The following is a 26,528-nucleotide window of genomic DNA, read 5'->3' as shown; positions in this document are numbered from 1 at the left end:
CCTTTCGCAACAATGATCTGTCACTGTGCAGTGAACCGCTGGGGATCATCAGAACCACTGACTTGCGACTATGCTTGAGTCGCGGACAAGGTATCTGCAATCCAGGAACTGCCCTCGCCGATGCCCGACGAGAGGCGTAGTATTTTGTGATTATTTTTTTCTACAGGGATTGGTAACTTGGCTGGATACCTCCATCCTGTCGCGCACAATCCAAGAGGTGATTGATGCGCGCCAACTCGTCTGATCCACAAGACACCGTTACAGCAGAACAACCGATCAAACCCGAGCGTTTGCGCTGGCTGGATCGATTAAGCAAATACCGTCAGCCGATCGGTCTGGCCGTCACGTTGCTGCTGTTTGCCATTGCCCTGATTGCCTGCCGCCATCTGCTCGCCGAGCTCGATCTAGACGCGCTGCATGACTCGATTCTCGACGTGCCCAAACCTGCCCTGCTCGGCGCCATCGGTGCGACCGTGGTCGGTTTCATCATTCTGCTCGGCTATGAATGGTCGGCCAGCCGCTACGCTGGGGTGAAACTGCCGCCGCGCACGCTCGCGCTCGGCGGCTTCACCGCATTTGCGATTGGCAATGCGATCGGCCTGTCGCTGCTGTCCGGCGGCTCGGTTCGTTATCGTTTATATGCGCGACTGGGCGTCGGTGCGTCGGAAGTTGCGCACATGACGCTATTTGCCAGCCTCTCGCTGGGCTGCGCCTTGCCGCCACTGGCAGCGCTGGCCACCCTGAGCAACCTGCCCGCCGCCTCGCAAGCGTTGGGGCTGTCCGAATTCTTGCTGGGCTCGGTCGCCGCTGCCGTATTGATCCTTGGTACGGTGCTGGCGATCGGCATCTATCGTCGTCGCCTGCCGGAACAACCCTACCCCGACAATCTGCTGGTCCGTGCCGGGCGGCGCACCCTGCGCCTGCCGGGTCGGCGCCTGACCTTTCTGCAACTGGTGATCACCGCCCTCGATGTCGCGGCTGCCGCCACCGTTCTCTACTTGTTGCTGCCGGAAGCGCCGCCGTTTGCGCCGTTCCTGCTGGTGTATCTGCTGGCCCTGGCCGCCGGTGTGCTCAGTCATGTACCTGGCGGCGTCGGTGTGTTCGAAGCGATTCTGCTCGCCGCGTTTGCCGACAAGCTTGGCGCCGCGCCGCTGGCCGCTGCACTGCTGCTGTATCGCCTGATCTACGTGGTGCTGCCGCTGCTGGTCGCTTGCGTATTGCTGCTGATCAACGAAGGCCAGCGCCTGTTTCAATCCCAGACCATGCGCGCGGCGTCCGGTCTGGCCGCGCCGGTTCTGGCGGTGTTGGTGTTCCTGTCTGGCGTGGTGCTGCTGTTTTCCGGCGCGACCCCGGAAATCGACACGCGCCTGGAGCACATCGGTTTTCTGATCCCGCATCGCCTGGTCGACGCCTCGCACTTCGGCGCCAGCCTGATCGGCGTCCTCTGTCTGTTGCTCGCACAAGGTCTGCGCCGACGCCTGTCGGCGGCGTGGATGCTGACCACCATTCTGCTGCTGGTTGGCGCCCTGCTCTCGCTGCTCAAAGGCTTCGACTGGGAAGAAGCCACGCTGATGACGTTGACGGCCGCGCTGCTCGGCGTGTTCCGCCGCTCCTTCTACCGTCCGAGCCGTTTGACCGAACTGCCGTTTTCGCCGCTGTATCTGGTCGCCAGCCTGTGCGTACTGGGCGCTTCGGCCTGGTTGCTGCTGTTTGCCTATCAGGACGTACCCTACAGCCATCAGCTGTGGTGGCAGTTCACCCTCGACGCTGACGCGCCGCGCGGTCTGCGCTCGCTGCTCGGTGCGGCGGTGTTGCTGGTGATCATCTCGCTGACCTGGCTGCTGCGCACGGCGCGCCCGGTGATTCATTTGCCGACGCCGGACGAACTGGATCGCGCGGCGAAAATCCTCATGGCCTCGTCACAACCCGACGGCGGCCTCGCGCTGACCGGTGACAAGGCGCTGCTGTTTCACCCCAACGATGAGGCGTTCCTGATGTACGCCCGTCGTGGCCGCAGTCTGGTGGCGCTGTACGACCCGATCGGGCCGAGCCAGCAACGTGCGGAAATGATCTGGCAGTTCCGCGACCTCTGCGACATCCATCACACCCGCCCGGTGTTCTATCAGGTGCGCGCGGAGAACCTGCCGTACTACATGGACATCGGCCTGACGGCGATCAAGCTCGGCGAAGAAGCCCGGGTCGATCTGCTGCGCTTCGATCTGGAAGCCAAGGGCAAGGAGATGAAGGATCTGCGCTACACCTGGAACCGTGGCACCCGCGATGGTCTCTCGCTGGAAATCCATGAGCCGGGGCAGGCGCCGATGGACGAGCTGAAAGTGATTTCCGATGCCTGGCTGACCGGCAAGAACGTGCGCGAGAAAGGCTTCTCCCTCGGCCGTTTCAGCGACGATTACCTGAAGCATTTCCGCATTGCGGTGATTCGCTTCGAAGGCCGCCCGGTAGCGTTCGCCAATCTGCTCGAGACCTACAGCCACGATCTGGCCAGTCTCGACCTGATGCGCGCGCACCCGGAAGCGCCGAAGCTGACCATGGAATTCATGATGGTCGGCCTGATTCAACACTATAAGAGTCACGGATACGCGCGCTTCAGCCTGGGCATGGTGCCGTTGTCGGGGCTGCAACCCCGGCGCGGCGCACCGCTGACCCAGCGCCTGGGCTCGATGGTCTTCCGCCGTGGTGAGCAGCTGTACAACTTCCAAGGCTTGCGCCGCTTCAAAGACAAGTTCCAGCCTGACTGGGAACCCCGTTATATGGCCGTGCCCGCCGGACTCGATCCGCTCGTGGCGCTGGCCGACACTGCTGCCCTGATCGCGGGCGGCTTGACTGGATTGGTGAAACGCTGATGATTCAACGCTCCCTGAAGTACATCCTGGCCGCCCTGCTGGTGCTGGCCGTGATTGCCGGCGGCGGTTACTGGTACCTCAAACGTCCGGCACCGGAACCGACCGTCGAACAACTGAAACCCGCCGATGGCACGGCCATGACCCGCGTGATCCCCGGCAACAAGCCGAAGGCTCAGGTGCTGGTGGCCGTCACCGACGAGCAGAAGCTCTCCGAGAAACAACTGACCACCCTCAGCCGCAGCGCCTCGGCGCAGATCGTTCAGGTGATTCTGCCCAAGGACTGCCTGCTGCAAAGCCGCGCTCTGCAATCGGGCCTGCGTGAACTGAATGGCCCGGCCACCCTGGTCAGCGGCATCGGCCCGGGCGCTGTACTGGCGTGGCGCTGGCTGGCGGAACAGAAAGACGACAAGGCCCAGGCCGTCTCCGTCGATCTGGCCCTGGAAAAACCCGGCTGCACTCACCTGCTGCCGAAATCCGCCGCCCACGGCCACTGGCTGGTGGCGTGGAACGACAACCCGGACGACGCCAGCGCAGGCTTTGTGCGCGATCAGCCGAACGCCGAGACCAGCATCAGCGACTACGACATCAACCTGCCGCAAGTGCTGAACAACGAACTGCGCAAAATCCTCGTCGGCGGCGACAAGGCCAACGGCGGCCTGGCGATCCCGGTCGTGGAAGTGCCGGCCGGTCAGGCCAACGACACCGTGACCCTGTTCCTTTCCGGCGACGGCGGCTGGCGTGACCTCGACCGCGACGTGGCCGGCGAAATGGCCAAGATCGGCTACCCGGTGGTCGGCATCGACACCCTGCGCTACTACTGGCAACACAAGAGCCCGGAACAAAGCGCGCTCGACCTCACCGAACTGATGCAGCACTACCGGCAGAAATGGGGCACCAAACGCTTCATCCTCACCGGTTATTCGTTCGGCGCTGACGTACTCCCGGCGATCTACAACCGCCTGCCAGAGAACGAACAGCAACGCGTCGACGCCATCATTCTGCTCGCCTTCGCCCGCACCGGCAGCTTCGAAATCGAAGTCGAAGGCTGGCTGGGCAACGCCGGCAAAGAAGCCGCGACCAGCCCGGAAATGGCCAAGCTGCCAGCGGCCAAGGTTGTGTGCATCTATGGTGAAGAAGAGACCGATGAAAGCGGCTGCACGGACAAGACTGCTGTTGGCGAAGCGGTGAAACTGCCCGGCGGCCACCACTTCGACGAGAACTACCCGGCCCTGGCCAAGCGCTTGGTGGATTTGATCCAGAAGCGTCAGAGCAAGGATTCGGTCGCCGAAGAGTGATCTGAAGCGCATCCACAAAAAGCCCCCGCAACTTCACGGTTGCGGGGGCTTTTTACATCCTAACAGCCACCAAAATCCCTGTGGGAGCGAGCCTGCTCGCGAATGCGGTGGGTCAGTTTACAGATTCGTCGACTGACACTACGCCTTCGCGAGCAGGCTCGCTCCCACAGAGAAAAAAGTGCCAGGTGTTTACTTTCGTTTACTTCCAGTCTCGCAATATCAGATGACGCCCACAGACCTTGTAGGCAAACTCCGAAACTCTTGTTGGGGCGCTGTGCCGCTCTATTGCGCTGTTTTTCGACGGGATACTCTCCGGACGTCGCTGACCCATTCAGCGATCGGGTGTGGTAACCCGGAGAAACCATCGCAACAGCGCGCTCGTCGAGTTATGGCGGCTGTGCGTGGGACGCTTTCGGGCGTGCCGGTTTCCTTGGTTCCCGGTTTACCACCCTGCGTACAGTTGCCTCCCTTTCGCGTGGTAACGAAAGTCGCGGCACTTCGAACTAAGGAGTAACACGATGACCGAAACTGATCTGCACGGACTTGCAAACGCTAAAACCATCGGCTTCACCCCTTTCCTCTACAACGCGGATCAAGCGTTCTTCAACGTCCGCTCCGGCATCCCGATCATCGATGCCTTGTCCCAATCCTCCGACCTGCTATCCCTCGCCAAATCCTTCGCCGAGGACGCTGCTTTCATCAAAGATACCGACCGCCATGCCTGGGCCGCGCATTACCTGACGGTGATGGGCAAAGCCTTGATTGATGACGTGATTCAGGCGTTGATGCCACGACCTGCGCGGACGAAGACCGAGTCTGAAGCAGAGATACCTGAAGGCTTGTAAAAGTTTGAAGATCAAAAGATCGCAGCCTTCGCCAGCTCCTGCATGGAATGCGGAACCTGTAGGAGCTGCCGAAGGCTGCGATCTTTTGATCTGAAGTTGCCGCCCACAAAAAAGCCCCCGCCAGCAACTAGGCTGACGGGGGCTTTTCAGTTGAGGTCAGGCTTACATCTCCACCTGCGTCCCCAACTCAATCACCCGGTTCAACGGCAGATTAAAGAACCGCAAATTGCCATTGGCATTCTTCAACATGAACGCAAACAACGCCTCACGCCAACGCGCCATCCCCTCAAGTTTCGAGGCAATCACCGTTTCACGGCTGAGGAAGTAGGTCGTGCGCATCGGGCTGAAATCAAGATCATCCAGATGACACAGCTTCAACGCCTGCGGCACGTCGGGCTCGTCGGTGAAGCCGAAGTGCAGGATCACCCGGAAGAAGCCTTCACCGTGCGCTTCCACTTCAAAACGCCGCGATGGCGGTACGCGCGGGATGTCTTCGTAAACCACCGTCAGCAACACCACTTGCTCATGCAGCACCTGGTTATGCAGCAGGTTGTGCAACAACGCATGGGGCACGGCGTCGGAGCGCGCGGTGAGAAACACGGCAGTGCCCTGCACCCGGTGCGGCGGTTGTACGCGGATGCTGCTGATGAAAATCGGCAGCGGCAGCGCGCCTTCGTCGAGGCGTTCGACCAGCAGCTGTTTGCCGCGCTTCCAGGTGGTCATCAACACGAACAGCGCGATACCGGCGATCACCGGGAAAGCGCCGCCCTGAACGATCTTCGGCACGTTGGCGGCGAAATACAGGCCATCCACCAACAGGAAGCCAAGCAGCACCGGGACCGCAAGGATCGGTGGCCATTTCCACAGCAGCAGCATGACCGCCGACACCAGAATGGTGGTCATCAGCATAGTGCCGGTCACTGCGACGCCGTAGGCCGAGGCCAGTGCACCGGAGGATTCGAAGCCCAGCACCAACAGGACCACGCCGACCATCAGCGCCCAGTTCACCGCGCCGATGTAGATCTGGCCTTGTTCGTCGCTGGAGGTGTGCTGGATGTACATGCGCGGGATATAACCGAGCTGGATCGCCTGACGGGTCAGGGAGAACGCGCCGGAAATCACCGCTTGCGAAGCGATCACCGTGGCCAGGGTCGACAGGCCGACCAGCGGAATCAGCGCCCAGCTCGGCGCCAGCAGATAAAACGGGTTACGCGCCGCGTCCGGGTTTTCCAGCAGCAATGCGCCCTGGCCGAAGTAGTTGAGCACCAGGGCCGGCAGCACCAGCAGAAACCAGGCGCGGGCGATCGGCTTGCGACCGAAGTGGCCCATGTCGGCGTATAGCGCTTCCGCGCCGGTCAGCGCCAGCACCACGGCGCCGAGAATCGCCACGCCCATGCCCGGGTGCACGACGAAAAAATTCACCGCCCACATCGGGTTCAGCGCGTGCAGCACTTCCGGGGTGTGGCTGATGCCGTACACACCGAGGGCGCCGAGGACGAGGAACCAGGTGACCATGATCGGCCCGAACAGAATGCCGATCCGCGCGGTACCGTGGCGCTGGATCAGAAACAGCGCGACCAGCACCACCAGCGACAGCGGCACCACCCAGTGATCGATGCCTTCAAACGCCAGGCCGAGGCCTTCGATCGCCGACAGCACCGAAATGGCCGGGGTGATCATGCTGTCGCCATAGAACAGCGCCGCGCCGATCAGCCCGCACACCACCAGAAGCGTGCGCAGGCGCTTGCGCCCCGCCGCTGCCCGCCGAGCCAGTGCGGTCAGCGCCATGATGCCGCCCTCGCCCTGGTTGTCGGCGCGCAGGACGAACATCATGTACTTGATCGAGACCACCCAGATCAGCGACCAGAAGATCAACGACAGAATGCCCAGCACGCCGTCGTGATTGACCGCCACGCCGTAACCGCCGGAAAACACTTCCTTGAGGGTGTACAACGGGCTCGTACCGATGTCGCCATAAACCACCCCGACCGCCGCGACCAGCATGCTCAGCGGTCTGCTTGCCGAACCCTCGGCGCCCGCCGCATGACTACTTGCCTGACCCATCCAACACTCCTGATCTCGATACCGGCTTCTTTGAAGGAAGCACTATGCTTTGAGTTGCAGCATGCGCTGTTTTACCTGTTGTTACAGACCAATGATTGACTGCAAGAAATCGGTAAAGCTCAACGGCGCGAAGCATAGCGCAGCACTCGTCGTATTTCCCCGTATAAAGCTGGTCAAGTGCGTTGCCCGCCGCTAGAATTGCGCACTTTTTGATCAGAGGCGCGCCCTAAGCGCCCATCCGTCGGCTTGCGCATCAAGCAAGCGACGTCACAAAACACCGAGGTTAGACATGTCCACCACTCCTGCGCCGGCCAATCCAAAGGTTGGCTTTGTATCTCTGGGTTGCCCGAAAGCACTGGTCGACTCCGAGCGCATCCTGACCCAGCTGCGCATGGAAGGCTATGACGTGGTGTCCACCTATCAGGACGCCGACGTCGTGGTGGTCAACACCTGCGGTTTCATCGATTCGGCCAAGGCCGAGTCGCTGGAAGTGATTGGCGAAGCGATCAAGGAAAACGGCAAGGTCATCGTTACCGGCTGCATGGGCGTGGAAGAAGGCAACATCCGCAACGTGCACCCGAGCGTGCTGGCCGTGACCGGCCCGCAGCAGTACGAGCAAGTGGTCAACGCCGTGCACGAAGTGGTGCCGCCGCGTCAGGATCACAACCCGCTGATCGACCTGGTGCCGCCGCAAGGCATCAAGCTGACCCCGCGCCACTACGCGTACCTGAAGATTTCCGAAGGCTGCAACCACAGCTGCTCGTTCTGCATCATCCCGTCGATGCGCGGCAAACTGGTCAGCCGTCCGGTTGGCGATGTGCTCGACGAGGCGCAGCGCCTGGTCAAATCCGGCGTCAAAGAATTGCTGGTGATCTCGCAAGACACCAGCGCCTACGGCGTCGACGTGAAATACCGCACCGGTTTCTGGAACGGCGCGCCGGTGAAAACCCGCATGACCGAACTGTGCGAAGCGCTGAGCACGCTGGGCGTCTGGGTGCGCCTGCACTACGTTTACCCGTACCCGCACGTCGACGAGCTGATCCCGCTGATGGCCGCCGGCAAGATCCTGCCGTACCTGGATATCCCGTTCCAGCACGCCAGCCCGAAAGTCCTGAAGTCGATGAAACGCCCGGCGTTCGAAGACAAGACCCTGGCACGCATCAAGAACTGGCGCGAAATCTGCCCGGACCTGATCATCCGTTCGACCTTCATCGTCGGCTTCCCGGGCGAAACCGAGGAAGACTTTCAGTACCTGCTGAACTGGCTGACCGAAGCCCAGCTCGACCGCGTCGGCTGCTTCCAGTACTCGCCGGTGGATGGCGCACCGGCCAACGATCTGGATCTGGAAGTGGTCCCGGACGACGTCAAGCAGGATCGTTGGGAGCGCTTCATGGCGCACCAGCAGGCGATCAGCTCGGCACGCCTGCAAATGCGCATCGGTCGTGAGATTGAGGTGCTGGTGGATGAGGTGGACGAGCAAGGCGCGGTCGGCCGTTGCTTCTTCGACGCCCCGGAAATCGATGGCAACGTGTTTATCGACAACGGCAGCAACCTGAAGCCGGGCGACAAGGTCTGGTGCAAGGTGACTGATGCCGACGAATATGATTTGTGGGCTGAGCAGATCTAAAGCCGAGCACCCTGCAGGAGCTGCCGAAGGCTCGGGCCGCGATCGGACGATCTCTTGATCTTGAAAGTCAAAAGATCGCAGCCTCGTTTCACTCGTCAGCTCCTACAGGGATCGCTGTATTGAAAGCCTCGCTCGATGCGGGGCTTTTTTGCGGCTATCGTTTAGCGGGGGACGGACTCCCTTGAACGGCACAAGAGGCACACGCACATGCGTCAGCATTCGGTCATCCACACACCGAAAATCAGCGATTACGAAGAACTGACCCGGGTCTGGGAGGCCTCGGTCCGTGCAACTCATCGGTTCCTGCCGGACAGCTATATCGAGCTGCTGCGCAATCTGGTGCTCACCCGCTATCTCGACGCGGTAATGCTGATCTGCACCAAGGACCGCCAGCAGCGCATCACCGGGTTTGCCGGTGTGGCGGCGGGCAAGATTGAAATGCTGTTCATCGATCCCGACCATCGTGGTCAAGGCTTGGGCAAGCAGTTGCTGCGCTATGCGATCGAACGGCTGAACGCCGATGAACTCGACGTCAACGAACAAAATCCGCAAGCCTTGGGTTTTTACGAGAAACAGGGCTTCGAGGTGATCGGCCGCTCCGAGGTCGATGGCATGGGCCAGCCGTATCCGCTGCTGCATATGCGCTTGCGGCAGTCCCAGCAGCGCTCAGGCAACGGCTGACACACCATGAAACCCCTGTGGGAGCGAGCCTGCTCGCGAATGCGGTGTACCCGTCAATGCAAACATTGACTGGCAGAACGCCTTCGCGAGCAGGCTCGCTCCCACATTGAATACAGCGCCTGCAAATGGAACCGGGCTTAACCGCTTCCACACAGGTACAATGCCCACCCCTTTTTTGTTACGGCCCCGTCATGACTGACCCGATTCGCCTCTCCAAACGCCTCATCGAACTGGTCGGTTGCTCCCGCCGGGAGGCCGAGCTGTTCATCGAAGGCGGCTGGGTCACCGTGGACGGCGAAGTCATCGATGAGCCGCAATTCAAGGTCGGCGAGCAAAAGGTCGAGCTCGACAAGGACGCCAAGGCCACCGCGCCGGAGCCGGTGACTATCCTGCTTAACGCGCCCGCCGGCATGGATGTCGACAGCGCCATGCAATCGCTCAGCGCCGAAACCCTCAGCGAAGACCATCGCTACGGCAAGCGTCCGTTGCGCGGGCATTTCCTGCGCCTGACCGCCAGCGCCGACCTGCAGCCCAAGGCCAGCGGCCTGCTGGTGTTCACCCAGGACTGGAAAATCCTGCGCAAACTCACCGCCGACGCTGCGAAGATCGAGCAGGAATACATCGTCGAAGTCGAAGGTGAGATGGCTGCCCACGGCCTCAACCGTTTGCAGCATGGCCTGACGCACAAGGGCAAGGAGTTGCCGCCGGTGAAGGCCAGCTGGCAGAACGAAAACCGCCTGCGCTTCGCCATGAAAAACCCTCAGCCGGGAATCATCGCGCAGTTCTGCGAAGCGGTCGGCCTGAAGGTCATCGGCATCCGCCGCATCCGCATCGGCGGCGTGTCGATCGGCAAGGTCCCGCTCGGCCAGTGGCGCTACCTGTCCGGCAAAGAGAAGTTCTAGAACTTCCACTGCCGCCACACATTTCGGCAGTGCTTACGAGCGCTGCCCACAACGCATCAGGAATACCGACATGGTTCATAACGACGTACTGCGCAGCGTGCGCTACATGCTCGACATCAGCGACAAGAAAGTTGTCGAGATCATCAAACTGGGCGGCATGGACGTCACGCTCGCCGATGTAATCACCTGGCTCGACAAGAAAGAAGAAGACGAAGAAGGCTTCGTACGCTGCCCGGACGAAGTCATCGCGCACTTCCTCGACGGTCTGGTGATCTTCAAACGCGGCAAGGACGAAAGCCGTCCGCCGCAGCCGATCGAAGTGCCGGTGACCAACAACATCATCCTGAAAAAACTGCGTGTGGCGTTCGAGCTGAAAGAAGACGACATGCACGCGATCCTCAAAGCCGCCGAGTTTCCGGTGTCCAAGCCCGAACTGAGCGCGCTGTTCCGCAAGGTCGGCCACACCAACTACCGTCCGTGTGGTGACCAGTTGCTGCGTAACTTCCTCAAAGGGCTCACGCTGCGCGTGAGAGCCTGAAAACAGCTGCAAGCTACAAGCTACAAGCTACAAGCTACAAGCTACAAGCTACAAGCTACAAGCGGCAAGGCGAGGCACGGTGTTTGACTTGCCGCTTGTAGCTTGCAGCTCGAAGCTGGCCGCATGGCCTAGAGTGTACTGATCCCTAATCTTCAGGACTCGTCATGCATCCCTACTTTTCCCTGCAAGGCCGCACCGCTCTGGTGACCGGCGGCACCCGTGGTATCGGCAAGATGATCGCCAAGGCGTTCGTCGAGGCCGGCGCCCATGTCTACGTGTGCTCGCGCGACGTCGAAGCCTGCCATCAAACCGCCGAAGAACTTGGCGCCATGGGCACTTGCCACGGCGTGGCGGCGAATCTGGCGACCGAAGAAGGCGTGCGGGAATTGGCCGCGCGTCTGGGTGAGCAGATCACTCATCTGGACATTCTGGTGAACAATGCCGGCACCACCTGGGGCGCGCCGCTGGAGAGCTATCCGGTCAAGGGCTGGGAGAAGGTCATGCAGCTCAACGTGACGTCGGTGTTCAGTTGCATCCAGCAGTTTCTGCCGTTGCTGCGCAAGGCTGGTTCGGCGGCGAATCCGGCGCGGATCATCAATATCGGTTCGGTGGCGGGGATTTCTTCGTTTGGCGAGCAGGCTTACGCCTATGGGCCGAGCAAGGCCGCTCTGCATCAGTTGTCGCGCATTCTGGCGCGAGAACTGGTGAGCCAGCACATCAATGTCAACGTGATTGCGCCGGGTCGCTTTCCGAGCAAGATGACCCAGCATATTGGTAATGATGAACAGGCGTTGGCTGAGGATACGGCGCTGATTCCAATGAAGCGCTGGGGGCGTGAGGAGGAGATGGCGGCGCTGGCGATCAGCCTGGCGAGTACGGCGGGGGCTTATATGACCGGGAATATCATTCCTCTTGATGGTGGGTTCAGCCTCTGACATCGGCGGTGTGACTATCGCTGGCAAGCCAGCTCCCACAGGGTTCTTTGGTGTTTGAACAATCCAGGTTCACTCAAAAACCTGTGGGAGCTGGCTTGCCAGCGATGGCGTCCGCCCTGTCACCACCAGACTTGAAGCGAGCCGGGTTATCATGCCCGCCCTACCCGCTTCGATCCCAGACCATGACTTACAGCGTCTCCCCCATCGGCTTCGTGCGCTCCTGCTTCAAGGAGAAGTTCGCCATCCCCCGCCAGCCACAACTGGCCCCGGCCGCCCGTGGCGTGCTGGAACTGGTCGCGCCGTTCGACCAGGGTGACGCCGTGCAGGGGCTGGAGCAGGTCAGCCATGTGTGGCTGTTGTTTCTGTTCCACCAAGCCCTGGAAGACAAACCGCGCCTGAAAGTGCGCCCGCCACGCCTGGGCGGCAACAAGTCGATGGGCGTGTTCGCCACCCGCGCCACGCACCGGCCGAACGGCATTGGCCAGTCGGTGGTGAAGCTGGACAGGGTCGAAGGTAATCGGCTGTTTATCTCCGGGATCGATCTTCTCGACGGCACACCGGTGCTGGATATCAAACCGTATGTGCCGTATGCCGACATCATCCCTGGGGCGACCAATGACATCGCCAGCGCCGCGCCGCAGTTGATCGACGTGCAGTGGGCGGATTCAGCCTTGAAACAAGCGCACACCCACGCTCAGCGGCTTGAAGAGCCATTGGTTGAGCTGATTGAACAATGTCTGGCTCAGGATCCGCGCCCGGCGTATCAGACACCGGCGCCGGAACGTGAATATGGTGCGCAGTTCTGGGATCTGGACGTGCGCTGGCATTACCCGACGCCCGAACAGATCCGCGTGCTGGAAGTCATCCCGGCCACAGCCTGAAACCGCGCCCAGTGTAGGAGCTGCCGAAGGCTGCGATCTTTTGATCTTGATTTTAAAAAGCAAGATCAAGATCGCAGCCTTCGGCAGCTCCTGGATCGTGGCAGGCATGAAGGAAATGCTTCGGGCATAAAAAAGCCCCCATTGCCTGCCAAGGCAATGGGGGCTCTCCGTGGCGCTTACTTCTCGACGAACGCACGCTCGATCAGGTAATCACCCGGCTCGCGCATCCGCGCCGAGATTTTCAGGCCGAAGCTGTCGAGCACTTCGCTGGTCTCGTCGAGCATGCTCGGGCTGCCGCAGATCATCGCGCGGTCGTCCTGCGGGTTGATCGGTGGCAGGCCGATGTCGCTGAACAGCTTGCCGCTGCGCATCAGGTCAGTCAGGCGGCCCTGATTCTCGAACGGCTCGCGGGTCACGGTCGGATAGTAGATCAACTTGTCACGCAGCGCTTCGCCGAAGAACTCGTTCTGTGGCAGGTGCTCGGTGATGAACTCGCGGTAGGCCACTTCGTTGACGTAACGCACACCGTGAACCAGGATCACTTTCTCAAAGCGCTCGTAGGTTTCCGGGTCCTGAATGACGCTCATGAACGGCGCCAGACCGGTGCCGGTGCTCAGCAGGTAAAGGTGCTTGCCCGGGTTCAGGTCATCAAGAACCAGCGTACCGGTAGGCTTCTTCGAGATGATGATCTCGTCGCCTTCCTTCAAGTGCTGCAGCTGGGAGGTCAGCGGACCGTCCTGCACTTTGATGCTGAAGAACTCGAGATGCTCTTCCCAGTTCGGGCTGGCGATCGAGTAAGCGCGCATAAGCGGGCGGCCGTTGGGCTGTTGCAGGCCGATCATCACGAACTGACCGTTCTCGAAGCGCAGGCCCGGATCGCGGGTGCACTTGAAGCTGAACAGAGTGTCGTTCCAGTGATGAACACTGAGGACACGCTCGTGGTTCATGTTGCTCATGTACGTTTGACTCCTGGAGATTGGTCTGCGCGGCTCAATGAGGCTCAACGTGCGCAATTGCATCGCATTCTAATAGCGACGACAATATCTGTTAACTGGATTATTAAGATAAGGGTTATCGGTTATATCGATATGCGATTTACTCTCCGTCAACTGCAAGTCTTCGTCGCCGTCGCCCAGCAGGAAAGCGTATCCCGTGCTGCGGGTCTGCTCAACCTCTCGCAATCGGCGGCGAGTACTTCGATCACCGAGCTTGAGCGCCAGTCCAGTTGCCAGCTGTTCGACCGCGCCGGCAAACGCCTGAGCCTCAACGCCCTCGGCAAACAACTGTTGCCGCAAGCGGTGGCCCTGCTCGACCAGGCCAAGGAAATCGAAGACCTGCTCAATGGCAAATCCGGTTTCGGCTCTTTATCAGTGGGGGCGACGCTGACCATTGGCAACTATCTGGCCACCCTGCTGATCGGCAGCTTCATGCAGCGCCACCCCGAAAGTCAGGTCAAGCTGCACGTGCAGAACACTGCCAATATCGTGCAGCAGGTCGCCCACTACGAAATTGATCTGGGTCTAATCGAAGGCGATTGCAGCCACCCGGACATCGAAGTGCAGAGCTGGGTCGAGGATGAGCTGGTGGTGTTCTGCGCGCCGCAACATCCGCTGGCCAAACGCGGCAGCGCGACGATGGAAGAGCTGACCCATGAAGCGTGGATTTTGCGTGAACAGGGTTCTGGCACGCGGCTGACCTTCGATCAGGCCATGCGTCACCATCGCAGCGCGCTGAACATTCGTCTCGAGCTGGAACACACCGAAGCGATCAAGCGCGCAGTGGAATCAGGGCTGGGGATTGGCTGCATTTCGCGGCTGGCGCTGCGCGATGCCTTCCGGCGCGGCAGTCTGGTGCCGGTGGAGACGCCGGATCTGGACCTGGCGCGGCAGTTCTATTTCATCTGGCACAAACAGAAGTACCAGACTTCAGCGATGCGCGAGTTTCTCGAGCTGTGCCGAGCATTCACCGCCGGGGTGCAGCGCAGCGACGAGATCGTCTTGCCGACCATCGCTTAAAGCAGAATCACCGCCCACACCAGCCCGATCATGCTCAGCGCCACGAACTGCGCGGCGCTGCCCATGTCCTTGGCGTTCTTCGACAGCGGATGCAATTCCAGCGAGATGCGGTCAATGGCCGCTTCCACCGCCGAATTGAGCAGCTCGACAATCAGCGCCAGCAAGCAAACCGCGATCAACACCGCCTGCTCGACCCGGCTGACATTGAGGAAGAATGTCAGCGGAATCAGCAGCACGTTGAGCAGCACCAGTTGGCGGAATGCCGCTTCGCCAGTGAAGGCGGCGCGCAGGCCATCAAGCGAATAGCCGGACGCGTTGAGGATGCGTTTCAGGCCGGTCTGGCCCTTGAAAGGTGACATAAGAAAGAAACCAGCCAAAAAGGTGTGGGGAAGCTAGATCAACGAAAGTCAAAAAAGCGTGAAACCGCCAGCCATCACTGGCTCGGAATTGACTCAAGTTGTTGCAGCAGTAAAGCCGCTTGCGTGCGAGTGCGCACGTTCAATTTGCGAAAGATCGCCGTGACGTGGGCCTTGATGGTCGCTTCCGACACGCTCAGCTCATAAGCGATCTGCTTGTTCAGCAGACCTTCGCAGACCATGGTCAGCACGCGGAACTGTTGCGGCGTCAGGCTGGCGAGGCCATCACTGGCAGCTTTCGCCTCATCCGACACGCTGACTGCTTCAAACGCTTGCGGCGGCCAGAACACGTCGCCATCGAGCACCTTGCGCACCGCTTCCTGAATCACGCTCAGATCGCTGGACTTGGGAATGAAACCACTGGCGCCGAATTCGCGGGATTTGACCATCACCGAAGCTTCTTCCTGGGCAGAGACCATCACCACCGGAATCTGCGGATACTGCCCGCGCAGCAGCACCAGCCCGGAAAAACCATAGGCGCCGGGCATGTTCAGGTCCAGCAAGACCAGATCCCAGTCAGCCTTTTCAGTCAGGCGAGCTTCCAGTTCGGCAATGCTCGCCACCTCCACCAGTCGCACGTCCGGGCCAAGGCCCAGCGTCACCGCTTGGTGCAGGGCGCTACGAAACAGGGGGTGATCATCGGCAATCAGGATGTCGTATGTGGCCATTTTTCAAATGATCCTGTTTTTGATGGCAGACGCGGTAGATTCCGGTCTGGCCAAAGCAACTCGAGACAACGCTTGGAAGCGATATCCACAGGGGCACGTTCGACGCCAATCAACAGCAAACACGGCGTCTCAAACCTTGGCCGCACCCTAATCGGCGCCAAGCATGCCCAGCGCAGCCGGGGTGGTCAAGCAAGATGGCCAGCGCTGTCGACAGTATGGGCCACTATCGGGCCAACGCCGGCTGCGGCTTTCGTATATAGGGCAGCAGCTCGGCGTGAGCGGGCGTTGATTCATTCATGTCCAGTTGCTGCTTGGCACCGAGGTAATGCTGGCTGAACACATCGAAATATGCATCCAGCGCCGAAGCGGCTTCGCTGTCACCGGCCAGTTCCAGGCACAACGCCGCGACTTCGGCGGTGCACAGGTGCTCGCTGCGGGTCGAACGGCGCAAGCGATAGCGCGAGAGTTTGTCGGGCAGCAGACTGAGGATCGGCAAGCGGTCGAAATACGGACTCTTGCGAAAGATCTTGCGCGCCTCGGTCCAGGTCGCATCGAGCAGAATGAACAGCGGGCGCTTGCTGCTATCGACTGTCACCGTGTTGGTCACCCGCGACGGTTCGACGTATTCACCCGGAAACACCAGGTACGGCTGCCATTGCGGATCGTTGAGCAGTGCAAGCATCTGCGGGTCGGGCTCGGTGCGTGACCAGATGAACGCATGGTTGTCGCGCACCACATCGGCAATCAGCCAACCGGTGTTGCTTGGCTTGAACACTTCCTTGCCGGTCATGATCAGGCACACGCCGGAGCGGGTGTCGACGCTTGGCCGCCACGCGCACAGGCAATGACTGATGATGACCCGGCAATCGCGGCAACGCTCGGAGCGAAAGCCGCGCGCCTGAATCGGCTTGATGCCTTCGTCTTCGCGCTGATCGCGCAGGCGGGCCACGGCGTTGGGGGCATGGTTCATCGCAGGCAACACCGGCTGACAGGGAAACTCGACACGAAAAACACTCGGCAGGGCAATAAAGGCCGGCAGTTTACCAGAGCGTCGGCCACAAGCCTGTACCGTCCAGACCGGCTCCCCTATAATTCGCCGCCACTGAACGCACCGCCCCGTGACGGGTCGAACCACCAGTCACCGAATCAGGAGAGTTTCATGCTGCGCCTTATCGTTCCCACCGCTGCCATTCTGCTGGCGTCGTCCTTTACCGCTCAGGCTGCGTCCCTGAGTGAGCAGAATCTGAACCGAGAGCTGCGCAACGTCGCCGCCCAAAGCAGCGTCGGCACGCCACGGGCGATCAATGAAGACATTCTTGATCAAGGCTACACCGTCGAAGGCACGCAGCTGATCAACCATCTGAGCGTGCAAAAGAGCCACGCCGACAAGATGCGCGCCGATCCCAAGGCTGTGTATTTCCAGTTGGGCGCGTCGGTGTGCAACAACCCGTCGTACCGCAAGCTGATGGCCAAGGGCGCGATCATGCGTTACGACTTCACCGAAGTGAAAACCAACAAAGCGATCGGCTCGGCCAGTTACCAGGAATCCGATTGCCCGAAAGCCGCGCCAGCGAAGAAGAAGTAATCAGCGCGAAGCCTTGGCGCGCCGCTGCTCATCCTCGGCGCGCAATTCCGCCACTAGCGCCTGCAGATAGCGCGAGCGACGCTCGCCGCCGGCCAATCGTCGGCAGCACTCTTCTTCGAGACTCAATTGATGCGTCTCGGCCGACTCCTGCAACATTCGATACAACTGCGTATCGATCTCCAGAACCACTCTGACCATGCATCCCGCCTCCTTGCCACCCACGAATCCTTGAATTGCTTTGCCTTGCGCAAACGCAAGGTTGTCTTGCGACGTCTGTATTTGAGTAAATCAGAGTGATGGCCCTTTGCGATACGTTCAGACGAGCGGCGGGGCTTTGGCGCAAATCAGTAAGCGGTTGCCAGACAAAACGTTACAGCGCACTGTTCAAGTCAGCGCGAATGCGTGCGAGGGTCTAGATTGAGAGTATTCCCGATCATTCGTTAACGGCAGAAATGGAACTGCCGGCCCTGTGTGTTTTTGCAGTGCGACCCGGACGCTGGTTGTCCGGGCTACCCGCCCTGTACAGAAGGAGACGTTGAATGCCTTATCAACCGAACGACCTCTTGAGCCGTCATTTTCAGGAAAGCGGCGACCTCATCAGCCAGGTCGAAGCCCAACTCAGTCATATTTCCACCAACAGCCCGAACATCCCCATCTACCGTGACATGATCCTGACCGTGCTGCGCATGGCTCAGGAAGACCACAACCGCTGGAACGCCAAGATCACCCTGCAAGCCCTGCGTGAACTGGAGCAAGCATTTCGTGTACTCGAGCAATTCAAGGGGCGGCGCAAAGTTACCGTGTTCGGCTCGGCACGTACGCCAGTGGAGCATCCGCTGTATGCAATGGCCCGCGAACTCGGCGCAGCACTGACACGCGCAGAGATGATGGTCATCACCGGCGCCGGCGGCGGCATCATGGCCGCCGCCCACGAAGGAGCCGGACGTGACCACAGCCTGGGTTTCAATATCACCCTGCCCTTCGAGCAACATGCCAATCCCACCGTCGACGGCACCGACAATCTGTTGCCCTTCCACTTTTTCTTCACCCGAAAACTGTTCTTCGTCAAAGAGGCTGACGCGCTGGTGCTGTGCCCGGGCGGGTTTGGCACCCTTGATGAAGCGCTGGAAGTGCTGACGCTGATTCAGACCGGCAAAAGCCCATTGGTGCCGGTGGTGTTGCTGGATGTTCCGGGCGGGACGTTCTGGCAAGGCGCGCTGGACTTCATCCGCAATCAGCTGGAAGAAAACCGCTACATCCTGCCGACCGATATGAAGCTGATGCGACTGGTCTACAGCGTTGAAGAAGCGGTGGAAGAGATCAATCAGTTCTACAGCAACTTCCACTCCAGCCGCTGGCTCAAGCGGCAATTTGTGATTCGCATGAACCACAAGCTCAGCGACCAGGCACTGGCGCGGATGCAGGAGGAGTTTGCTGATCTGTGCCTGAGCGACCAGTTCCACCAACATGCCTACAGCGGCGAAGAACACGACGATGCGCAGTTCAGCCATCTGGCACGGCTGGCCTTTGCCTTCAATGGCCGTACCCATGGTCGTCTGAGGGAGTTGGTGGACTTTATCAATCTGCCGGAAAACTGGGCCGATTCAAAACCGCCCACTGCACAACGCTCACTCGAGCCTTTCAACGTGATTTGAAGGCAAAAAAAAGGCCCGCTATTTTTTTAAAAAATAGCGGGCCTTTTTTGTTGAATCGGTCTAATCGTCCATCCCTCGACCGCTGAACAAGCGGTTGATCATCTCCATCGAGAACCCCCGATACGCCAGAAACCGGCCTTGCCTGGCCCGTTCTTTCGCATCAATCGGTAAATGTCCGGAGAACTTGCGTTGCCACGTATCCTGAAGCTGCGCCTGCCAATTGATACCACTTTCGCGCAGGGCGATTTCGATATCGGTACGTTGCAAACCCCGCTGGCTGAGCTCCTCGCGAATTCGCAGAGGGCCATAGCCGGAACGGGCGCGGTAGGAGACAAAACTTTCAAGGTAACGGGCTTCGGAAAGCAGCCCCTCTTCCGTCAAACGGTCGAGGGCTGTTTCGATCAGCTCCGCCTCGGCGCCGCGCTGACGCAGCTTACGCGTCAACTCGACTCGACCATGCTCGCGACGTGCGAGCAGGTCCATGGCGGTTCGCCGCACCGCGACGAGGGTATCCAGTACGGCGGTGGTCATCGCTGGTATCAGAGATCAGCGTCGGCCAGGTCGTCTTCGGTCTCTTTGACCGCCGAGGCCTTGGAATCCGCGATCACCGCTGGCGACAGCAGCTTGTCACGCAGCTGCTTCTCGAGCTTCGCGGCGATTTCCGGGTTGTCCGCCAGGAACTTGGCCGAGTTGGCCTTGCCCTGACCGATCTTGGTGCCTTCGTAGGCGTACCAGGCGCCGGACTTCTCGACAAAACCGTGCAGCACACCCAGATCGATCATCTCGCCGTTGAGGTAGATGCCTTTGCCGTAAAGAATCTGGAACTCGGCCTGACGGAACGGCGAAGCCACCTTATTCTTCACAACCTTGACGCGGGTTTCGCTGCCGACCACTTCGTCGCCTTCCTTCACCGCGCCGGTACGGCGGATGTCGAGACGAACCGAGGCGTAGAACTTCAGCGCGTTACCACCGGTGGTGGTTTCCGGGCTGCCGAACATCACGCCGATTTTCATACGGATCTGGTTGATGAAAATGACCAGGCAGTTGGCGTTCTTGATGTTACCGGTGATTTTACGCAGCGCCTGAGACATCAGACGTGCTTGCAGGCCGACGTGCATGTCGCCCATTTCACCTTCGATTTCAGCCTTCGGTACCAGTGCCGCCACGGAGTCGACGATGATCACGTCAACGGCATTGGAGCGCACCAGCATGTCGGTGATTTCGAGGGCCTGTTCGCCGGTGTCCGGCTGGGAAACCAGCAGGTCGTCAACGTTGACGCCCAGCTTGCCGGCGTACTCTGGATCGAGGGCGTGCTCGGCGTCGACGAATGCGCAGGTCGCGCCGGCTTTTTGCGCCTGGGCGATCACGGACAAGGTCAGTGTGGTTTTACCGGAGGATTCAGGACCGTAGATTTCAACAATACGGCCTTTTGGCAGACCGCCGATGCCGAGTGCGATGTCCAGACCCAGAGAGCCAGTAGAGATGGCCGGGATCGCCTGACGGTCCTGATCGCCCATACGCATTACGGCACCCTTGCCGAATTGACGTTCGATCTGACCCAGGGCCGCAGCCAAGGCTTTCTTCTTGTTGTCGTCCATTAAAGTCCTCACGTAATCAATAAGGCCTGACGGCCAACACCTGTATAAGTAGCCAGTATTATTCCACAGCGTTCGAAGATCGCCTACCCCTGATTTTCGATTTCTCGTGCCGCTAGTCGCACAAGCCCCTCTAGCGCGGCCTTCACCGTTTGTCGGCGGACTTCATCACGACCGCCGGGGAAGTGCTGAACTTCAGTGTAAACCTCATCGCCCACACCCCAGGCCAGCCACACTGTGCCCACCGGTTTGTTCGGCGTGCCACCGTCGGGACCGGCGACACCGCTGACCGCCACGGCAAAATGCGCCAGGCTGTGATGCTGCGCACCGCGCACCATGGCCTCGACCACTTCACGACTGACCGCCCCTACCGTCTCGAACAAATCGCCTGGCACATCCAGCTGCCGGGTTTTCTGCCGATTGGAGTACGTCACATAACCCGCTTCAAACCAGGCCGAACTGCCCGGAATCCGCGTAATCGCTTCGGCGATACCGCCACCGGTACAGGACTCGGCGGTAGTGACATGAGCATTGAGCACTTGCAGACGTCGGCCCAGTTCTGCGGCCAGTTGAGTGGTCTCTTTCACGGCGAGCTCCGAATCGTGTGGAATGCCTTCACCGTACACGAGCCGGCCATGCTTTCAATACACAAGATCATTCAAGATGTTCGGGCGCCAGCGCTCTGACATAGGCCTGACAGGCCTGCAACGCAATCAATCCACGGTCGCCGGTGTCGGTGATGGCGATAATTCGTTGAGCATGCGCCGGGTCAAGTCGGGCGCGTACGGTTGCAGGATCCACGCCGCCGGTACCGGCGGCGGCTGGCACCGCACAGCCGTGGGCAACGTCGCCGGCATCGAGAAGGACTGACAGCCGCACATCGGCAGTAGCAAGGCGATCGCGCAAGCGATCCTGATCACGTTGGGCATCGCTCAGCGCTCGATAATGGGTTTGTTCACTGGCCGCGAGCCGCTGCTCCAGCGTCAGGCGTCTATCCTGCTCGGCCTGTTGCTCGGTGGCGGCGGTCTGCTTCAGTTGATTGAGGGTTTCGGTGTTTAACCACGCCTGCTCGGCCAATTGCCGCCCGTAGCGCCAGTCCTGAAACTGCCATGCCGCTGCAAACGCCCCGGTCACCAGCAGCAACAGACCCATCACGCGCCAGGAGCCGGACATAGCACCGCCCTCGCCCGTGCCCAGATCTCGAGTCGATCCTGCAAGCCATTCAACCCGCCGTTGATCCGGCGGGTGATGGTGTTGAACTGGTCCGCGTCGGCCAGTTCATTCAGGCCCTTCTGCGCCCAGAACCACGCCGCCGACTCGGCCGCCCACTGCGATTGCTCGAGCAATTCGGGCAACGCCAACAGACGCTCATCGCCAAACAAGCCGAGGCTGCACTGACGATAATTTGCCCGGCCGGTGATCTGAATCAGTCCACGCCCGCGATACTTTTGCCCGTCGCCATCCGCCTCGGGCGTATTGCCCAGACGCAGCGCCAGGGTGCCGGTGTCGTATTTGCTCAGGTACTGGTTGTTGCCCAGTTCGCGCACGTAACGCAATTGGCCCGACTCGTGACCGACCTGTGCCAGAAAAGCCGCGATACGTTTTGGCGTATCGATGCGATGCCTGGCCATCGCGGTGTTGAGTGGCGAAACAAAAACGCCCGCTTGGGAGCGGGCGTTGGGCATGATGTCGATAAGGTGTTTTTCAGTTAATTGCATGATGCTTGATCCTCCCTGGATGTTGTCCCGATTGAATCACGGCTGGCGGCTGATGCTTGCCAGCCATTTATTTGCCAGAGTTTTCAGGGGACTGTTCAGGGCTGTTCCAAACGAATCGTTTGCCGGCATTACCTCGCCGCCAGATAAAAGCCAGTCTTGATAATCAAGCCAGTCGCGATTGGTTGGATCTTGCGGGATATAAGCTGCATCGCTCAGCCTCAGTACGCCACATGTAGTCAATTGATAACTCATTGTTTACTCCTAGAGCTCGGCATCCGCAGTCCATTCAATCTGCAGTATCTGTCCCGGAATACTGTCGACCGGTGTCATTGTGCCAAACGCAAAACTTCGCTCGGTCACACTTTGCACGAATGATCCGTTACATGCCTTCACAAGTGAAAAATTCCAGATTTCACCGCTGGCCTCGCCGGGACAATACATCTTGATCGTAGGCTGAACGCGCTTCTGAACCAGCATGGTTACTGCCATCCCGGATTGGGGTGACTTCGCCGCGGCGGCTTGGGTGAATGTGGCTATACAGGTACTTGGGCCGTTGTTTGCCCGGATAGGCAAGCGGTCTGCGAAAGACTTTTCAAAATAGCGCTGACACAGCATCAGTTCTTCCGCAGCTGGTCGATTTTCGAACGGGGTGGAAACTGGTCCTTCTTCCAATTGAATTCTCGCCAGGTCAACCGTTTGCACTAAGTTCAGCGGAAGATCAAAAGCCAGCCTCAGACAATCATTGGCACCGAGCATTTTCCCGGCGATCACAGGTACCTGAAAGGTGGCCGTGTACCTGGTCCAAGCCGTGGTCAACTGAAAGACCTCGACCGCTTTCATCACCGGCTCCGAGCCACCCGTTCCGAAGTACTGGGTGATGAATACCTTCAGCGGCCGCGCAGCATCGGAGCGCGCCCAAAAGGTCACGGTGGCGGTTTTACCGGCCAGGGTTCTGACCGACTCGATATATTGGGAAATTTTGTGCTCAGTGGAACCGACACCGGCTGTTGTCTGCTGCCAACGCAAAAAACAAGCGGGCTCGCCCGACACTTCGGATTGGCCTGGCGCGAAATCCTGGCGAGAGATATTCACCGCAGCATTGCCGTTCCAGTCGCAACGGAAACGATCAGCGACGTAGCCGCCGACATTCGGTGCCTGATTGGTCGTACCGCGTTGCCAGATATCGAATCCGCCGTTGATCAGCAGATTCCTGCGGTAAACCTGCACCGGAAACTGTTGCATTGGATCTGGTTTGGACAATTGCCGGATCGCTTGAGCTAACTGATCAGTTTGCTGTTCGTCCGGGCTCAGCCCCGCTGCGGTAATCGCGCTGAGTATTTCCTGCGTGACACTGTTGCCCCAACTCGCTGGAATCAGCGAGCCGGGTGTACCGGCGATCGCGTCCTCGTCAACGAACTTGCCGTTGACCAGGCCAGCGCCGGGAATGCTTTTTGGGTAATCCACTTTCAGCTCCTTTGAGGTCGCATAAAACGCCAACGCCCGCATAGGCGGGCGTTGGCAAAAATTGCTGTAACACTCTGTTTAACTCGCGTCATCAAGCCACAGCGAGCATTCGCATCAGCCAGTCCGGCGGTAAGGGTCGACTCCCGTTTGCGGGAAAACCCGTGCTCGACGGCCAGTCCCGCAGCTCTTGGCGATAGTCCAGAAGCTCCTGATGGTCCTCAATGCTCAGGCTCATCGGTCTGCCCGCGGTCTCCTCATCCCGATCACGATCAACCAGCCATTGGCTGGCCAACAGCTGCCCGTCGCGCCACTTGCGCGCCAGCATCGAAAGTTCGGCATCCGACAGCGGCGCGGCATCGATCAACACCGGCAAACCATCGGCATCATGGCTGCGGATTTTGCCGGGCGCAGGGTTGCCGATCACAGCGATGAAACGCTCCTCAGTGATCGGTACTGCATCGCTCGGCATGCTTGGATTGATGCCGGACAGGTACACACAGCCTGTGGACTGACTATAAAAACGGTTCATGGTTACTCCTCAGCGTCCGAACGCGATTGCACAAAAGCCGCAAGGCAACAGTTCCGAGTACAACGTGAAACCGTTCTGATTTTTCGCACCCAGCGAAACACTGCCCGGAGCCGATCCATTCAAAGTGGATGGAAATACCGCAAGACAAACGTTGGGAAACGCCAAGGTAAAACTCGAATATGCCCCTTGAATTCCTAAGGTCGAAAGCCCGATCCACTGAATGATGAAACCACCCAGCCAGGAAGGAAAAACAATGTAGCCGTTGGTGGTCAGACTGGCAGAAAAGCCAAAGCGGAGCGTTTTCGGCGTCACGATCGTGGTGGTATCCGCGCCACTGTCGGTCTGCACCTGAGTAGCTATCTTCGCCACTCCGGCAATGCTTTCGCTCGCCTGCACCACGCGCTTGGCGATGGCTTGAAAAACCCGCAACGGAGTCATGCGTTTAACGTTGTCGGTTCCCTGCTCCGCGTCTTGGACACTGGCCACAGGCAACACACTCTGGGTGATTTTCTGCTCGATGGCAGACTTCAATTGAGCGTTGTCCTGCTCATCCGCTGCGAGGCCAGCCGACTGAATCACATTCAGCACTTCCTCAGTGACAGCATTGCCCCACTGCGCAGGAATCAAAGACCCAATGGCGCCGGTCAACGGGTTTTCGTCGACAAACTTGCCGTTGACCAGGCCGGCGCCGGGCAAACTTTTTGGATAATCCATTTCACTTCTCCTTGTGCAAAAAAAACAGCCGTTCACCGGGGCGCCGGAATCAGCGATCCCACTGTCCCGATCATCGGGTTTTCATCAACAAGTTCCCTTTCACCATTCCGGCGCTGGGCACACTGCTTGGATAGTCCATGCGGGGGTCTCCCGTGGTATTGGGTGACTGTTCACGAAGCAGTTTGTGATGGTTTCACGTCAGAAAGGGCGTCAAACCGGCAACACAGGCCAGTCCACGTTTTGCGGATAACCGGGCTGCCTGTCGATCTTGTTTAGCGCCAGTTTGTAGGTAGCAAAAGCCCTGAACCACTGCATGTCATCGGCCTCCAACAACCCTGCGATGTAGGCGTCGGCCATACCGACGGTTTGCTGATCAGCTTCGGCCAACAACTCGTCACGCCGCGCCAGCGCCGATGCTCGCTGTTCGCTTTCAACCAACTGCGATGCGTTCGGCAATGCATGTTTGGTGACCTTGCCGTCGGTCCACTTCCAGATGCCGTCGCGCTCCTCGATCGTGCGCAGGAACAGCTCATCGGAGATCTCTACGGCAGTGGCAGGCATCTGCGTGTGAATCGCCGAGTCATAGCGCCCAAGCAGTTCGCCCTGGGCATCAAAGTCAATGTATTTCATTTCATTCACCGTTGATTTCAAAAGCCGATGGCGAACCAGTTCCAGCCGCCAGGGTCAGCATTGGAGAAGCGCTGAAACTGGCTTTGCGAGAGTCGGTAAAGGGAAAAACGCAGGTCGGAGAATGCCGGTGAAAGATCGCCGCCCGAGAGAAAGAGCACGCTTTTGGGAAAGGCAATCGGATAGGTGACGGTTTCGCTGAGTGCGCCGCCCGTGGCCAGTCCCCATTGCAGAATCAGGCCACTGGGCAACCGCTGATAGCCGCCTGCAGTGTTCAAGGAAGCGGTAAACGCTGGCGAGTACTTGAGCGCACCGTCACCAGAATCCAGGCCCCAGCCACCACCGAGCAGAAGCCGGCGAAAAGTAACGTAGCTGCCACCGACAAATGACAATGTGTTATCCGGTGCAGCAGCGCTGGCGGTGCCCAGACTCTCGCCACTCCTGACTTTCACGTTCAAAGCACCGGAACCTGCCACCAGCGACACCAAGCCTCCCGCAGGCACAGTCGACCATTGCGGCAGTGTCACCGTGCCTGGGCTAGTGAAGATCGAAAGTTTGCCGACGTCCGCGACCGTCAACGAAACATCGCCGACGTAGTTGGTTTGCCCGGCCAGACTACCGAGTGCGCGTTGGACGAATTCAGTCGTCGCGACTTTCTGGCTGACATCGAACTGGACCGGGGTCTCAAACAGGTTTTTTCCGCGAATCGCTTCCAGCAACTGCGTGTTCAAGCCTTCGGTCGGTTCGATCCCGGCAGCTTTGATAACCGCCAACACCTCTTCGGTGAGCGCATTGCCCCACTCAGCTGGAATCAACGATCCGGGTGTTCCGGTGACGGGATTTTCATCGACGAAACGACTGTTGACCAAACCGACACCGGGCATGCTTTTCGGATAATCCATCCCTCATC

At 59.5% G+C, this 26,528-nt stretch carries 29 protein-coding genes and 1 pseudogene; 12 read left to right on the top strand and 18 right to left on the bottom strand.

Annotated features, from left to right (window positions below):
• The first annotated feature begins 224 nt into the window (after positions 1 to 224).
• The 3 genes from mprF to FEE99_RS10480 all read left to right on the top strand — a co-directional run bounded on the left by mprF (position 225) and on the right by FEE99_RS10480 (position 5,004).
• Entirely contained in the window at positions 225 to 2,864 is a 2,640-nt protein-coding gene (gene mprF / locus FEE99_RS10490) for a bifunctional lysylphosphatidylglycerol flippase/synthetase MprF (RefSeq protein ID WP_041478073.1), read from the top strand.
• The gene (locus tag FEE99_RS10485; protein WP_041478074.1) at positions 2,864 to 4,159 is read left to right on the top strand and encodes a virulence factor family protein; all 1,296 of its coding nucleotides are present in this window, start codon (positions 2,864 to 2,866) and stop codon (positions 4,157 to 4,159) included. The genes mprF and FEE99_RS10485 overlap by 1 nt, the downstream gene beginning before the upstream one ends.
• 518 nt (positions 4,160 to 4,677) lie before the next feature.
• Complete coding sequence (locus FEE99_RS10480) at positions 4,678 to 5,004, top strand: DUF3077 domain-containing protein (protein WP_041478075.1); 327 nt, start codon at positions 4,678 to 4,680, stop codon at positions 5,002 to 5,004.
• A gap of 162 nt (positions 5,005 to 5,166) precedes the next feature.
• Here FEE99_RS10480 and FEE99_RS10475 read toward each other — a convergent pair whose 3' ends face one another.
• Positions 5,167 to 7,008, bottom strand: a complete 1,842-nt coding sequence (locus FEE99_RS10475) for a potassium transporter Kup (protein ID WP_371924010.1) — start codon at positions 7,006 to 7,008, stop codon at positions 5,167 to 5,169.
• Positions 7,009 to 7,357: 349 nt separating this feature from the next.
• On the opposite strand from FEE99_RS10475, the gene rimO reads away from it, so the two are divergent.
• From rimO to tsaA, 6 genes are all read left to right on the top strand, one after another.
• A complete protein-coding gene (gene rimO, locus FEE99_RS10470; protein WP_041478077.1) occupies positions 7,358 to 8,695 on the top strand; it encodes a 30S ribosomal protein S12 methylthiotransferase RimO in 1,338 nt (445 codons plus the stop codon).
• A gap of 207 nt (positions 8,696 to 8,902) precedes the next feature.
• On the top strand, positions 8,903 to 9,376 hold the full coding sequence (locus FEE99_RS10465) for a GNAT family N-acetyltransferase (protein ID WP_041478078.1): 474 nt from the start codon (positions 8,903 to 8,905) through the stop codon (positions 9,374 to 9,376).
• Positions 9,377 to 9,567: 191 nt separating this feature from the next.
• Positions 9,568 to 10,278 carry an rRNA pseudouridine synthase gene (locus FEE99_RS10460; protein ID WP_041478079.1) on the top strand — a complete coding sequence of 237 codons (711 nt, stop codon included), beginning with the start codon at positions 9,568 to 9,570 and terminating at the stop codon, positions 10,276 to 10,278.
• Positions 10,279 to 10,348: 70 nt separating this feature from the next.
• The gene (locus FEE99_RS10455; RefSeq protein WP_016771408.1) at positions 10,349 to 10,816 is read left to right on the top strand and encodes a YehS family protein; all 468 of its coding nucleotides are present in this window, start codon (positions 10,349 to 10,351) and stop codon (positions 10,814 to 10,816) included.
• Positions 10,817 to 10,980: 164 nt separating this feature from the next.
• Positions 10,981 to 11,751: an SDR family oxidoreductase gene (locus tag FEE99_RS10450; RefSeq protein WP_041478080.1), complete on the top strand. Its 771-nt coding sequence runs from the start codon at positions 10,981 to 10,983 to the stop codon at positions 11,749 to 11,751.
• 182 nt (positions 11,752 to 11,933) lie between these two features.
• Positions 11,934 to 12,632, top strand: coding sequence for a tRNA (N6-threonylcarbamoyladenosine(37)-N6)-methyltransferase TrmO (gene tsaA / locus FEE99_RS10445; protein ID WP_041478081.1), 699 nt, complete (start codon positions 11,934 to 11,936; stop codon positions 12,630 to 12,632).
• A gap of 176 nt (positions 12,633 to 12,808) precedes the next feature.
• On the opposite strand, the gene fpr is transcribed toward tsaA, so the two are convergent.
• Entirely contained in the window at positions 12,809 to 13,588 is a 780-nt protein-coding gene (fpr, locus tag FEE99_RS10440) for a ferredoxin-NADP reductase (protein ID WP_007908723.1), read from the bottom strand.
• A 132-nt stretch (positions 13,589 to 13,720) separates the two neighbouring features.
• Here fpr and FEE99_RS10435 point away from each other — a divergent pair, with 132 nt between their 5' ends.
• Positions 13,721 to 14,647 (top strand): LysR family transcriptional regulator, encoded by a 927-nt coding sequence (locus tag FEE99_RS10435; RefSeq protein WP_024011881.1) that lies wholly within the window; start codon positions 13,721 to 13,723, stop codon positions 14,645 to 14,647.
• Here FEE99_RS10435 and FEE99_RS10430 read toward each other — a convergent pair.
• The 3 genes from FEE99_RS10430 to FEE99_RS10420 form a co-directional block, all read right to left on the bottom strand.
• On the bottom strand, positions 14,644 to 15,006 hold the full coding sequence (locus FEE99_RS10430) for a diacylglycerol kinase (protein ID WP_041478082.1): 363 nt from the start codon (positions 15,004 to 15,006) through the stop codon (positions 14,644 to 14,646). The two genes, FEE99_RS10435 and FEE99_RS10430, sit on opposite strands and share 4 nt — an antisense overlap.
• A gap of 74 nt (positions 15,007 to 15,080) precedes the next feature.
• Positions 15,081 to 15,731, bottom strand: coding sequence for a response regulator transcription factor ErdR (erdR, locus tag FEE99_RS10425; RefSeq protein ID WP_016771412.1), 651 nt, complete (start codon positions 15,729 to 15,731; stop codon positions 15,081 to 15,083).
• A 223-nt stretch (positions 15,732 to 15,954) separates the two neighbouring features.
• Entirely contained in the window at positions 15,955 to 16,701 is a 747-nt protein-coding gene (locus FEE99_RS10420; protein ID WP_041478083.1) for a tRNA-uridine aminocarboxypropyltransferase, read from the bottom strand.
• 189 nt (positions 16,702 to 16,890) lie between these two features.
• On the opposite strand from FEE99_RS10420, the gene FEE99_RS10415 reads away from it, so the two are divergent.
• Positions 16,891 to 17,316 (top strand): PA3611 family quorum-sensing-regulated virulence factor, encoded by a 426-nt coding sequence (locus FEE99_RS10415; protein WP_007908738.1) that lies wholly within the window; start codon positions 16,891 to 16,893, stop codon positions 17,314 to 17,316.
• On the opposite strand, the gene FEE99_RS10410 is transcribed toward FEE99_RS10415, so the two are convergent.
• Positions 17,317 to 17,514, bottom strand: coding sequence for a hypothetical protein (locus tag FEE99_RS10410; protein WP_016770569.1), 198 nt, complete (start codon positions 17,512 to 17,514; stop codon positions 17,317 to 17,319).
• 341 nt (positions 17,515 to 17,855) lie between these two features.
• Between FEE99_RS10410 and FEE99_RS10405 the strand changes: the two genes are divergently transcribed.
• Complete coding sequence (locus tag FEE99_RS10405; protein ID WP_041478084.1) at positions 17,856 to 18,971, top strand: LOG family protein; 1,116 nt, start codon at positions 17,856 to 17,858, stop codon at positions 18,969 to 18,971.
• Positions 18,972 to 19,031: 60 nt separating this feature from the next.
• Here the strand turns inward: FEE99_RS10405 and recX are convergent, their stop codons facing one another.
• The 12 genes and pseudogenes from recX to FEE99_RS10345 all read right to left on the bottom strand — a co-directional run bounded on the left by recX (position 19,032) and on the right by FEE99_RS10345 (position 26,520).
• Positions 19,032 to 19,502 carry a recombination regulator RecX gene (recX, locus tag FEE99_RS10400; protein WP_041478085.1) on the bottom strand — a complete coding sequence of 157 codons (471 nt, stop codon included), beginning with the start codon at positions 19,500 to 19,502 and terminating at the stop codon, positions 19,032 to 19,034.
• Between the two features lie 8 nt (positions 19,503 to 19,510).
• A complete protein-coding gene (gene recA / locus FEE99_RS10395) occupies positions 19,511 to 20,569 on the bottom strand; it encodes a recombinase RecA (protein ID WP_024011876.1) in 1,059 nt (352 codons plus the stop codon).
• Between the two features lie 83 nt (positions 20,570 to 20,652).
• Positions 20,653 to 21,153: a CinA family protein gene (locus tag FEE99_RS10390; RefSeq protein WP_041478216.1), complete on the bottom strand. Its 501-nt coding sequence runs from the start codon at positions 21,151 to 21,153 to the stop codon at positions 20,653 to 20,655.
• Positions 21,154 to 21,220: 67 nt separating this feature from the next.
• A complete protein-coding gene (locus FEE99_RS10385) occupies positions 21,221 to 21,739 on the bottom strand; it encodes a lysis system i-spanin subunit Rz (RefSeq protein WP_041478086.1) in 519 nt (172 codons plus the stop codon).
• Positions 21,718 to 22,284: a glycoside hydrolase family 19 protein gene (locus FEE99_RS10380; RefSeq protein ID WP_041478087.1), complete on the bottom strand. Its 567-nt coding sequence runs from the start codon at positions 22,282 to 22,284 to the stop codon at positions 21,718 to 21,720. Before FEE99_RS10380 ends, FEE99_RS10385 begins: the two co-directional genes overlap by 22 nt.
• A 36-nt stretch (positions 22,285 to 22,320) precedes the next feature.
• Positions 22,321 to 22,536, bottom strand: a complete 216-nt coding sequence (locus FEE99_RS10375; protein ID WP_081932444.1) for a hypothetical protein — start codon at positions 22,534 to 22,536, stop codon at positions 22,321 to 22,323.
• 9 nt (positions 22,537 to 22,545) lie between these two features.
• Entirely contained in the window at positions 22,546 to 23,748 is a 1,203-nt protein-coding gene (locus tag FEE99_RS10370; protein ID WP_041478217.1) for a carbohydrate-binding protein, read from the bottom strand.
• Between the two features lie 91 nt (positions 23,749 to 23,839).
• A complete protein-coding gene (locus tag FEE99_RS10365) occupies positions 23,840 to 24,277 on the bottom strand; it encodes a phage tail assembly chaperone (protein WP_041478088.1) in 438 nt (145 codons plus the stop codon).
• 9 nt (positions 24,278 to 24,286) lie between these two features.
• Positions 24,287 to 24,715, bottom strand: a complete 429-nt coding sequence (locus FEE99_RS10360; RefSeq protein ID WP_420480644.1) for a gp53-like domain-containing protein — start codon at positions 24,713 to 24,715, stop codon at positions 24,287 to 24,289.
• A 75-nt stretch (positions 24,716 to 24,790) separates the two neighbouring features.
• Positions 24,791 to 24,991: pseudogene (locus tag FEE99_RS10355) on the bottom strand (hypothetical protein); the annotation flags it as partial.
• Between the two features lie 210 nt (positions 24,992 to 25,201).
• A complete protein-coding gene (locus FEE99_RS10350) occupies positions 25,202 to 25,621 on the bottom strand; it encodes a tail fiber assembly protein (RefSeq protein ID WP_052392153.1) in 420 nt (139 codons plus the stop codon).
• 17 nt (positions 25,622 to 25,638) lie between these two features.
• The gene (locus tag FEE99_RS10345) at positions 25,639 to 26,520 is read right to left on the bottom strand and encodes a gp53-like domain-containing protein (protein ID WP_052392154.1); all 882 of its coding nucleotides are present in this window, start codon (positions 26,518 to 26,520) and stop codon (positions 25,639 to 25,641) included.
• Positions 26,521 to 26,528: the final 8 nt, after the last annotated feature.

Origin of the sequence: Pseudomonas sp. ef1 (assembly GCF_007293365.2) — a bacterium.
Lineage (GTDB): Bacteria > Pseudomonadota > Gammaproteobacteria > Pseudomonadales > Pseudomonadaceae > Aquipseudomonas > Aquipseudomonas siliginis.
Note: the sequence above shows the minus strand (reverse complement) of the source record. Positions and strands in the feature narration are given on the sequence as shown.